This window comes from Staphylococcus sp. EG-SA-2 (assembly GCF_017152085.1).
In genome coordinates this window covers 1-11,545 of record NZ_JACYHC010000972.1, presented here as the reverse complement: position 1 = coordinate 11,545, position 11,545 = coordinate 1, and the positions used below count along the sequence as shown (strand labels likewise).

General features: G+C 34.5%; 9 protein-coding genes and 2 pseudogenes. 9 read left to right on the top strand and 2 right to left on the bottom strand.

Going from position 1 to position 11,545, the window contains the following annotated elements:
• From IDG60_RS16810 to nreC, 8 genes and pseudogenes are all read left to right on the top strand, one after another.
• Positions 1-125: pseudogene (locus IDG60_RS16810) on the top strand (uroporphyrinogen-III C-methyltransferase); the annotation flags it as partial.
• A gap of 308 nt (positions 126-433) precedes the next feature.
• On the top strand, positions 434-4,123 hold the full coding sequence (locus IDG60_RS16805) for a nitrate reductase subunit alpha (protein ID WP_000514408.1): 3,690 nt from the start codon (positions 434-436) through the stop codon (positions 4,121-4,123).
• Complete coding sequence (gene narH / locus IDG60_RS16800) at positions 4,113-5,672, top strand: nitrate reductase subunit beta (protein WP_000692648.1); 1,560 nt, start codon at positions 4,113-4,115, stop codon at positions 5,670-5,672. Before IDG60_RS16805 ends, narH begins: the two co-directional genes overlap by 11 nt.
• Positions 5,665-6,240 carry a nitrate reductase molybdenum cofactor assembly chaperone gene (gene narJ / locus IDG60_RS16795; RefSeq protein ID WP_000606768.1) on the top strand — a complete coding sequence of 192 codons (576 nt, stop codon included), beginning with the start codon at positions 5,665-5,667 and terminating at the stop codon, positions 6,238-6,240. Before narH ends, narJ begins: the two co-directional genes overlap by 8 nt.
• The gene (narI, locus tag IDG60_RS16790; RefSeq protein ID WP_000934155.1) at positions 6,233-6,910 is read left to right on the top strand and encodes a respiratory nitrate reductase subunit gamma; all 678 of its coding nucleotides are present in this window, start codon (positions 6,233-6,235) and stop codon (positions 6,908-6,910) included. The genes narJ and narI overlap by 8 nt, the downstream gene beginning before the upstream one ends.
• A 19-nt stretch (positions 6,911-6,929) precedes the next feature.
• Positions 6,930-7,382 carry a nitrate respiration regulation accessory nitrate sensor NreA gene (nreA, locus tag IDG60_RS16785; protein WP_000186933.1) on the top strand — a complete coding sequence of 151 codons (453 nt, stop codon included), beginning with the start codon at positions 6,930-6,932 and terminating at the stop codon, positions 7,380-7,382.
• 23 nt (positions 7,383-7,405) lie between these two features.
• Complete coding sequence (gene nreB, locus IDG60_RS16780) at positions 7,406-8,440, top strand: nitrate respiration regulation sensor histidine kinase NreB (protein ID WP_000606546.1); 1,035 nt, start codon at positions 7,406-7,408, stop codon at positions 8,438-8,440.
• 22 nt (positions 8,441-8,462) lie between these two features.
• Positions 8,463-9,116 (top strand): nitrate respiration regulation response regulator NreC, encoded by a 654-nt coding sequence (gene nreC, locus IDG60_RS16775; RefSeq protein ID WP_000706315.1) that lies wholly within the window; start codon positions 8,463-8,465, stop codon positions 9,114-9,116.
• A 257-nt stretch (positions 9,117-9,373) separates the two neighbouring features.
• Here the strand turns inward: nreC and IDG60_RS16770 are convergent, their stop codons facing one another.
• Together IDG60_RS16770 and IDG60_RS16765 are read right to left on the bottom strand one after the other, a co-directional pair.
• A complete protein-coding gene (locus tag IDG60_RS16770) occupies positions 9,374-10,114 on the bottom strand; it encodes a MerR family transcriptional regulator (RefSeq protein WP_000332063.1) in 741 nt (246 codons plus the stop codon).
• Positions 10,093-11,007, bottom strand: coding sequence for a DUF2268 domain-containing putative Zn-dependent protease (locus tag IDG60_RS16765; protein ID WP_000276759.1), 915 nt, complete (start codon positions 11,005-11,007; stop codon positions 10,093-10,095). The genes IDG60_RS16770 and IDG60_RS16765 overlap by 22 nt, the downstream gene beginning before the upstream one ends.
• A gap of 368 nt (positions 11,008-11,375) precedes the next feature.
• On the opposite strand from IDG60_RS16765, the pseudogene IDG60_RS16760 reads away from it, so the two are divergent.
• A pseudogene (locus IDG60_RS16760) lies at positions 11,376-11,545 on the top strand (MFS transporter); the annotation flags it as partial.

Genomic DNA, 11,545 nt, shown 5'->3' with positions numbered 1-11,545 from the left:
ATACATCGAATGGCACATATCATTCGTCGCAATATGATTACTATGATGCATTTATTAAGCAGCAAGAAAATGTAACATATATTTCAACCGATCGTGCAGATGCTAATACAGTGTTATGTCACTAATTTATAAAAAATAAATGAATAAGTAAGGTTTCAACCGAGAGAATATATTCGTGTTGAAGCCTTATTTGTCGTTGTGCCAAATTTGAACGATTTAGATTGGCAATAAGCACGACCATACATGATTGTGTATTATTTCAATGAAATCCCGTTATTGATAGGGAAATTCCTTAAGTAATTAGGTGATTCCCTAATATTTTATATTTGTGAAAAAATGTACAATCTAATTAAAGCAATAGTCTTGGGCATTTTAAAGTATTTAAAAACACGACATCTACACATCGTATTTTTATACGTAGGAGGATATAAATATGGGAAAATTTGGATTGAATTTCTTTAAGCCAACAGAAAAATTTAATGGGAATTGGTCGATCCTAGAAAGTAAAAGTAGAGAATGGGAAAAAATGTACAGAGAACGTTGGAGCCACGATAAAGAAGTAAGAACAACACATGGTGTTAACTGTACAGGCTCATGTTCTTGGAAAGTATTTGTGAAAAATGGTGTGATTACCTGGGAAAATCAACAAACTGACTATCCAAGTTGTGGTCCGGATATGCCTGAATATGAACCGAGAGGATGTCCACGAGGTGCGTCATTCTCTTGGTATGAATACAGTCCGCTTCGAATCAAATATCCATATATTCGTGGAAAACTCTGGGATTTATGGACTGAAGCATTAGAAGAAAACTATGGTAATCGCGTTGCTGCATGGGCGTCTATTGTTGAAAATGAAGACAAAGCCAAACAATATAAGCAAGCCCGAGGTATGGGAGGGCACGTGCGTTCAAATTGGAAAGACGTTACAGAGATAATCGCAGCACAATTACTGTATACAATAAAAAAATATGGTCCAGATCGAATCGCAGGATTTACACCTATTCCAGCGATGTCAATGATTAGTTATGCAGCAGGTGCTCGATTCATCAATTTGCTTGGTGGTGAAATGCTTAGTTTTTATGACTGGTATGCAGATTTACCACCTGCCTCTCCACAAATTTGGGGAGAGCAAACAGATGTGCCTGAATCAAGTGACTGGTATAACGCATCATACATTATTATGTGGGGCTCTAATGTACCTTTAACACGTACTCCGGATGCACATTTTATGACAGAAGTCCGCTATAAAGGTACAAAAGTCATTTCAGTAGCACCAGATTACGCAGAAAATGTGAAATTTGCAGATAACTGGCTAGCACCGAATCCTGGTTCAGATGCTGCAATTGCTCAAGCAATGACACATGTTATTTTACAAGAACATTATGTTAATCAACCTAATGAACGCTTTATAAATTACGCTAAACAATATACAGATATGCCGTTTCTTATCATGCTGGATGAAGATGAAAATGGATATAAAGCGGGTCGATTTTTAAGAGCGAGTGACTTAGGTCAAACAACAGAGCAAGGCGAATGGAAGCCAGTTATTCATGATGCAATCAGCGATAGTTTAGTAGTACCTAATGGCACAATGGGTCAACGTTGGGAAGAAGGTAAGAAGTGGAACTTAAAACTAGAAACAGAAGATGGTTCTAAAATTAACCCTACATTATCAATGGCAGAAGGTGGATACGAATTAGAAACAATTCAATTCCCATACTTTGATAGTGATGGAGATGGGATATTCAATCGTCCAATTCCAACTCGACAAGTCACTTTAGCAAATGGTGACAAAGTCCGTATTGCTACAATTTTTGACTTAATGGCAAGTCAATATGGCGTGCGTCGTTTTGATCATAAATTAGAATCAAAAGGATACGACGATGCAGAATCAAAATATACACCTGCTTGGCAAGAAGCCATTTCAGGCGTAAAACAAAGTGTTGTCATTCAAGTAGCGAAAGAATTTGCGCAAAACGCTATCGATACTGAAGGGCGTTCAATGATTATCATGGGTGCGGGTATTAACCATTGGTTTAACTCAGATACGATTTATCGTTCAATCTTAAACTTAGTTATGTTATGTGGCTGTCAAGGTGTGAATGGTGGCGGTTGGGCTCACTATGTGGGACAAGAAAAATGTCGTCCGATTGAAGGATGGAGTACTGTCGCATTTGCGAAAGACTGGCAAGGACCACCACGTTTGCAAAATGGAACAAGTTGGTTCTATTTTGCAACAGACCAATGGAAATATGAAGAGTCAAATGTAGATCGTTTAAAATCTCCATTAGCTAAAACAGAGGATTTAAAGCATCAACACCCAGCTGATTATAATGTTTTAGCAGCTAGACTTGGTTGGTTACCATCATATCCACAATTTAATAAAAATAGTTTGTTGTTTGCAGAAGAAGCTAAAGATGAAGGCATTGAGTCGAATGAGGCAATTTTAAAACGAGCGATAAATGAAGTTAAGTCAAAACAAACGCAATTTGCGATAGAAGATCCGGATTTGAAAAAGAATCATCCGAAATCACTGTTTATATGGCGCTCAAATCTAATCTCAAGTTCTGCAAAAGGTCAAGAATACTTTATGAAGCATTTACTTGGCACAAAATCAGGGTTATTAGCTACACCAAATGAAGATGAAAAGCCAGAAGAAATTACGTGGCGTGAGGAAACAACAGGGAAATTAGATTTAGTCGTTTCTTTAGATTTCAGAATGACAGCAACACCTTTATATTCTGACATTGTTTTGCCAGCAGCGACTTGGTATGAGAAGCATGATTTGTCATCTACAGATATGCATCCATATGTACATCCTTTTAATCCAGCTATTGATCCATTATGGGAATCGCGTTCAGACTGGGATATTTATAAAACGTTGGCAAAAGCATTTTCAGAAATGGCAAAAGACTATTTACCTGGAACGTTTAAAGATGTTGTGACAACTCCACTTAGTCATGATACAAAGCAAGAAATTTCAACACCATACGGCGTAGTGAAAGATTGGTCGAAGGGTGAAATTGAAGCGGTACCTGGACGTACAATGCCTAACTTTGCAATTGTAGAACGCGACTACACTAAAATTTACGACAAATATGTCACGCTTGGTCCTGTACTTGAAAAAGGGAAAGTTGGAGCACATGGTGTAAGTTTCGGTGTCAGTGAACAATATGAAGAATTAAAAAGTATGTTAGGTACGTGGAGTGATACAAATGATGATTCTGTGAGAGCGAATCGTCCGCGTATTGATACAGCACGTAATGTAGCAGATGCAATACTAAGTATTTCATCTGCTACGAATGGTAAATTATCACAAAAATCATATGAAGATCTTGAAGAACAAACTGGAATGCCGTTAAAAGATATTTCTAGCGAACGTGCTGCTGAGAAAATTTCGTTTTTAAATATAACTTCACAACCACGAGAAGTAATACCGACAGCAGTATTCCCAGGTTCAAATAAACAAGGTCGACGATATTCACCATTTACAACGAATATAGAACGTCTAGTACCTTTTAGAACATTAACAGGACGTCAAAGTTATTATGTGGATCACGAAGTTTTCCAACAATTTGGGGAGAGCTTACCAGTATATAAACCGACATTGCCGCCAATGGTATTTGGGAATAGAGATAAGAAAATTAAAGGTGGTACAGATGCTTTGGTACTGCGTTATTTAACGCCTCATGGAAAATGGAATATACACTCAATGTATCAAGATAATAAGCATATGTTGACACTATTTAGAGGTGGTCCAACGGTTTGGATATCAAATGAAGATGCTGAAAAACACGATATCCAAGATAATGATTGGCTAGAAGTGTATAACCGTAATGGTGTTGTAACGGCAAGAGCAGTTATTTCGCATCGTATGCCTAAAGGTACAATGTTTATGTATCATGCACAAGATAAACATATTCAAACGCCTGGGTCAGAAATTACAGATACACGTGGTGGTTCACACAACGCGCCGACTAGAATCCATTTGAAACCAACACAACTAGTCGGAGGATACGCACAAATTAGTTATCACTTTAATTATTATGGACCAATTGGGAACCAAAGGGATTTATATGTAGCAGTTAGAAAGATGAAGGAGGTTAATTGGCTTGAAGATTAAAGCGCAAGTTGCGATGGTATTAAATTTAGATAAATGCATAGGATGCCATACGTGTAGTGTGACATGTAAAAACACTTGGACAAATCGTCCAGGTGCTGAGTACATGTGGTTCAATAACGTAGAAACGAAGCCAGGTGTAGGGTATCCGAAACGTTGGGAAGACCAAGAACACTACAAAGGTGGTTGGGTACTAAATCGTAAAGGGAAACTTGAATTAAAATCTGGAAGTAGAATTTCAAAAATTGCTTTAGGTAAAATTTTTTATAACCCAGATATGCCATTAATTAAAGATTATTATGAGCCATGGAACTATAATTATGAACATTTAACAACTGCGAAATCAGGGAAGCATTCGCCAGTTGCTAGAGCGTATTCAGAAATTACAGGGGATAACATTGAAATTGAATGGGGACCTAACTGGGAAGATGACTTAGCAGGTGGTCATGTTACAGGCCCAAAAGATCCTAACATCCAAAAAATAGAAGAAGATATTAAATTCCAATTTGACGAAACTTTTATGATGTATTTACCACGTTTATGTGAACATTGCTTGAATCCAAGTTGCGTTGCATCGTGCCCTTCAGGTGCTATGTATAAACGTGATGAAGATGGCATTGTATTAGTTGATCAAGACGCATGTCGTGGATGGCGTTACTGTATGACAGGTTGTCCATATAAGAAAGTTTACTTCAATTGGAAAACGAACAAAGCTGAAAAATGTACTTTCTGTTTCCCGAGAATCGAGGCGGGTATGCCTACGGTATGCTCTGAAACTTGTACAGGACGTATGCGTTACTTAGGTGTTTTATTATATGATGCAGATCGAGTTCATGAAGCGGCTTCAGCAGTAGACGAGAAAGGTTTATACGAAAAACAATTAGATATATTCTTAAATCCATTTGACGAAGAAGTCATTGCTCAAGCTGAAAAAGATGGTATTGGTTATGATTGGATTGAAGCTGCACAAAACTCTCCAATTTATAAGTTAGCAATTGAATATAAACTTGCATTTCCGTTACATCCTGAATTTAGAACGATGCCGATGGTTTGGTATTGCCCACCACTTAGCCCAATTATGAGCTATTTTGAAGGTAAAAATACAACTCAAAATCCAGATGCGATTTTCCCAGCCATTGAAGAAATGCGTTTACCTATTGAATACTTAGCTAATATTTTCACTGCAGGAGATACAGAGCCAGTAAAAGGAGCCCTACAACGTATGGCAATGATGAGAAGTTATATGAGATCTCAAGTTACTCAACAGCCATTTGACACGTCTCGATTAGAGCGATTAGGTATAACCGAGCGCCAAACTAAAGACATGTATCGTTTATTAGGACTAGCTAAATATGAAGATCGATTTGTTATTCCAACATCACACAAAGAAACCTATTTAGATACGTATCACGCACAAGGTAGTACAGGATACAATTACGGCGGCGAGCATTTTGGAGATAACTGTGAAGGCTGTGGCGTTGCAGTAGGTTCAGGGAAAACTGGTCAAGAAATTTATAATGAGAATTTCTATGGAGGGATTTTCCGTGATTAATTTCGATAATTTTAAAAAATATCAAGAAAGTTTTGGATATATGGCACAACAGTTATGTTTTCCAGAAAAATTAACTTTTCATCCAAAAACTTTTGAAGAAACAATTTCGAAAGATCATCCAGCATATGAAGATTTAGTAGCATTTAGAAATGTAATGATGACATTTTCATTATCAGAAATCAAAGCGATTTATACAGATACATTTGATTTTACGAAAAAAGCACCATTATATATGACGTATAACAAATTTGATACGCAAAAAGAACGTGGGCAAATGTTAGCTAAATTAAAGGTATTATATGAAATGTTTGGACTAGAAATGGTAGATAATGAACTTTCTGATTATCTACCGTTGATGCTTCAATTTTTGCAAGTGGCAGAATGGCGAAATGATCCAAGAGCTGAAGAGAATATTCAATTAATCATTATGATTATTGAGGATGGAACATATGTGATGGCGAATGCACTTGGTGAAGATAATAATCCATATGCCTATGTGATTCAAGCACTTAGAAAAACATTGAAATTATGTTTGACATCACCAAAAGGAGTGAAACATCATGCTTAATCAGTTTTTATGGGTTATATTTCCGTATTTATGTTTAGTTGTCTTTGTCGCAGGTCATATTGCACGTTATCGTTATGATAAATTTTCTTGGACAGCTAAATCTAGTGAACTAATAGAAAGAAAAAGGTTGATGTGGGGAAGTTTATTATTTCACTTAGGTATTATTCCAGTGTTTTTTGGACACGTAGTTGGATTGTTAATACCGAAATCATGGATGGATGCAGTGGGGGTATCTGAGCATTTATATCATATAGGCGCTGTTTATATTGGTAGCATCTTTGGTATAATAACTTTGATAGGGATGTTTTTATTAACAGCGAGACGTGTTACTACGAAAAGTATTCGAAGATTAAGTTCAGCGTCGGATATATTTGTAAATTTCTTATTATTACTTATCGTATTTATGGGATGTTACGCAACATTAGTAACCAATATACAACATCCAGATTTTAACTACAGAACTTCATTATCAATTTGGTTTAGACAATTATTTATGTTAAAACCAGATGCGTCATTGATGAGTGGTGTGCCGATTGCATTTAAAATGCATATATTGTTAGGTTTCACTATTATGGCTTGTTGGCCATTTACACGTTTGGTGCATGTTTGGAGTGTACCTTTGACATATATAAATCGCAGATATATTATTTACCGTAAGAATAAAGTGTAAGCATAAGAGGTGAAAGGATTTGACACCAGAAGCAATAATTGAAGATCGTAGATTTCAAGAGACATTAGATAAAATACGCAAAGAAGAGGGTTATGATTTTGCGGCAATCGCTTTCTATGAATCTAACAAACCATCATCTCCAATAAAATGGCACTATGTTTCAGGTAATAAAAATAATCGATTTAAATTGATTATTTTAAGAAAAGGTCGTGGATTAGCTGGAACTGTTATGAAAACAGGAAAGCGTATGGTAATAGCCAATGTTGGTTTAGCTTTAGGGCCTGAAGAAAAGATTGACTATCCAATTTTATTGAGCGAATCATTAACAGCAGTTTTAGCAGTGCCGCTTTGGTATAAGAATCAAGTGTATGGCGTACTATTATTTGGTCAAAGAGATGGTCGTCCTTTACCAAAAATATTTGATAATGATGATATTCAACGTAAGTTTGGTATTTTCAATGATGATAAATAATGAGATGAATTAGGGTGTAAGTCATGATTAATGAGGACAGTATACAGTTAGATACTTTATTGAAAAAATATTATGAGCATTCAATCGAAAAGATAGTTTTTGCTGATGATAACGGCAAAATTATTGCAATGAATGATGCTGCTAAAGATATATTATCTGAAGAAGATAATTACAGTGCTGTGGCGAATGCGATTTGTCACAGATGTGAAGGGTATACAAATGCCTATGATGTACAATCATGTAAAGACTGTTTCTTAGAATCGATGCAAGTACAAGCTACGAATTTCCAAGTATTTATGAAGACGAAAGATCAAAAAGTGATGCCATTTACAGCAACATATCAGTTGATTGATCAAGACAGGGGAATTCATGCATTTACGCTTCAAAATGTTTCATCACAAATTGAACAGCAAGAGAAATTACATCAACAACGTATGATGCGTAAAACAATCTCAGCCCAAGAAAATGAAAGAAAGCGAATTTCTAGAGAGTTACATGATAGTGTGATTCAAGAAATGCTCAATGTAGATGTTCAATTGAGATTATTAAAATATCAAGAAGATACAACTAAGCTTTTGGAAGACGCAGAAAATATTGAATATATTGTCGCTAAATTAATTGATGATATACGTAATATGTCGGTTGAATTAAGACCCGCTTCTTTGGATGATCTAGGCCTTGAAGCAGCTTTTAAATCATATTTTAAACAGTTTGAAGAAAATTATGGAATAAAAATCATATATACATCAAATATTAAAAATACCCGCTTTGATAGTGATATTGAAACGGTTGTTTATCGAGTAGTACAAGAAGCTATTCTAAATGCGTTGAAATACGCTGATGTAAATGAAATAAATGTAGGTATCCGTCAAACTGGGCGCCATTTGGTAGCAGAAGTGATAGATGCGGGAAATGGTTTTGATCCAAGTTCTAAGCCTAAAGGTTCTGGACTCGGTTTATATGGAATGAATGAGCGAGCTGAGTTAGTCAGCGGTAGCGTCAATATTGAAACGAAAATTGGTGAGGGTACCAATGTTACATTGAACATTCCAATTTGAAACATACATTGGGGGAATAAAATTGAAAATAGTCATTGCCGATGATCACGCTGTTGTCCGTACGGGGTTCTCTATGATTTTAAATTATCAAAATGATATGGAAGTTGTTGCAACGGCTGCAGATGGCGTCGAAGCTTACCAAAAAGTAATGGAATATAAACCTGATGTGTTACTAATGGATTTAAGTATGCCACCAGGTGAGTCAGGTCTTATCGCTACGAGTAAAATTGCTGACAGTTTTCCTGAAACTAAAATACTAATATTAACAATGTTTGATGATGAGGAGTATTTGTTCCATGTGTTGCGTAATGGTGCGAAAGGTTACATATTGAAAAATGCACCTGATGAACAATTATTGTTAGCTATTCGAACTGTATATAAAGGTGAAACATATGTAGATATGAAACTTACAACATCTTTAGTGAATGAATTTGTATCTAATTCAAATCAGGACACTGCAAACACAACAGATCCTTTTAAAATCTTATCAAAACGAGAACTAGAAATATTGCCACTTATTGCCAAAGGTTACGGGAATAAAGAAATTGCAGAGAAATTATTTGTATCTGTGAAAACAGTAGAAGCACATAAGACGCATATTATGACAAAGCTTGGCTTAAAGAGTAAACCTGAGCTAGTTGAATATGCATTGAAAAAGAAATTATTAGAGTTTTAGAGTTTGAAATTAATATAATTCAGTATAAAAGCGCGAGAGGAAATGATTATCTTCTGGCGCTTTTGTATGTTTCGAAATATATTTTTTTATAAATCGAATGGAACCTAATCCTTTCTCCTTTCGGTAACCTATACTAATTCGCTTTGCAAAGGTATAACTTTTATTATAGTTATTGATTTAGAGAATAAATGATTAGTTTTCTACTTTGAACAATTATTTTAGTTGGTGTATTCAGTGTTGTAGCATCTGTATGAGGATTAAAAATTGTCGCTCTTATTCACATTGCTCAAAAAATAATTAACAGCTTCTGAAATGTATGATGCTAAATTTTGATTATCATATGAATTAAAGTAATCTTTGAAACGCGTATCATCTTCATATGTTTTAGCAATACAGCATAATGTTTCATCATCAAAATCAGCGATAGTGTTCATAAATGCCTTCCACTCAAATACGAGATCACTACAATCTTGGATTGGATAATGACTCAAAGACATATGATTAAATTTATTGAAGATAGTTGTCAATTTATGTCTGATATCCTGCGATTGTAAGCTGTCTTTACGTCTAATAAATGATTGATATGCTTTCGTATGACCATATTTTATAGATGCTTCTTTATCATATTGTGACTGTAGTGTCTTGTTTAAAATGCTGGTATCTATTAGAGAGAGTCCTTTAATAAATTCACATACAGAGCGTCTAATTAATTGTAAGTCAGAAATCTTTTTATCTAACTTGCTTATTTGCTCTGATAATAACTTTCGCAATTGTTCATTATCATACGAAATGTATTGTTTTATTTTAGCGATATCAAAATCAAAAGACTTGAGTATTAAAATCTTTTGTAATTTTTCTAAGTCTTGCTGTTTATAAACGCGATAATTTTTATCATTTTTATCTGGAACTAATAATCCTATTTCATCGTAATAATGTAAAGTTCTTTTAGTTACACCTGTAATTTCAATAATATCTTTTAAAGTGTATGTGTATGCCAAAATTCAGTCACCTCATTTATTATTTTTTGTGCTGGAAGTGTTGTAGCAACTTCAATAGGTATGTTTGTTTTTTGTAAAAAGTATTTTACCAAGTGATAGCCACATGCATACCCGGCAGCATGAGATAGGCCAACGATAGGCCTACCTTGAAGTTTATTAATATCATCACCATAGAGATAAGGCATCGATTCAAATATATGCTTTAAATGTAAATGATTATAAATAGTATTTTTAATTTTTACGTTATCACGACTCCAATTAGTATTTGTTACCCACGGTCCAATATGCGCTTTACCATACAATGATTCTACATAGTTTTCAGCTAATCCTTCTGCAATAATCAATTCAATCAAACTTCCGCCATCCCAATCAATATATTGATAGCGCATATTATGATTTACTTCATGTGCAATTAAGCTTTTCATAGAATTAATTGTACTTGTACTCGGCACTAAATAAATCATAATATAACCTGGTATGCCACCATCACCACCGCGATTTTTATTTAGATACATAAGTGGTTTTTGGCTATCTCCAAGTAATACTGTGAAATGATAGTTAGAAACTTGAGATGAGATACTATAATTTGAAAATTGATCTATAGCAACTTTTAAATATTTTTCGCAATTACTCCAGAAATCATTATTCAGGTATTGTATTGACATTTGGTCAGACATGCGTAAATCTTTGGGAGAAATTTGAAAGGCATCTAAAAATTGAATCGCACTCATTGTCTGTTTGTCATCATTATAAATAGGCATATGTTGTACCTCAAATTTCTTTTTAAAAGGTACTAATATTTCTTTAGTGAAAATTGAATCACGGTCGTTTATTGGTGCCTTGAGTATATTCTTATAGACGGAATCTGATCTAATAATATTGATTTTATACATGATAAACCTCCTTATGTTGTCAGCATAAAGGATAACGTAACGTGATTTTCAAGCAGTAATTGTAACTAATTGAAAAAAATAAGAAAAGTATGTGAGTGTTCCTAAATAATATGATTAAAATGATGGCGAATAAGTGTCTAAAAGCATCTTAAAGGGACATTGTATAGGGTAAATCACTTCATAAATAAGGGAAAATCCTTATGTTCACTTTTTCACAATCATAATAAAATATATATGTAGTCAATACTTTGTCTATATTGAATGTTTTCATATAAATGAAAGCATTTTTAAATAACATTGACCTCTAATATATAGGCAGAGTATTGATATCTATTAAAAAATAAATGATTTTGATGAAGGTGAAACGTATGTACAAAACAAAAGGTGGCTTTCAACTTACATTACAAACATTAAGTTTAGTGGTTGGGTTTATGGCTTGGAGTATAATTGCGCCATTAATGCCCTTTATTAAACAAGATGTCAATGTTACTGAAGGTCAAATATCAATCATTTTAGCGATACCAGTTATTTTGGGATC

Coding starts and splice junctions, on each gene's coding strand:
- nreB (WP_000606546.1), top strand. CDS start 7,406: ATGATTAATGAGGACAGTATACAGTTAGATACTTTATTGAAAAAATAT.
- IDG60_RS16765 (WP_000276759.1), bottom strand. CDS start 11,007: ATGTATAAAATCAATATTATTAGATCAGATTCCGTCTATAAGAATATA.
- IDG60_RS16805 (WP_000514408.1), top strand. CDS start 434: ATGGGAAAATTTGGATTGAATTTCTTTAAGCCAACAGAAAAATTTAAT.
- narI (WP_000934155.1), top strand. CDS start 6,233: ATGCTTAATCAGTTTTTATGGGTTATATTTCCGTATTTATGTTTAGTT.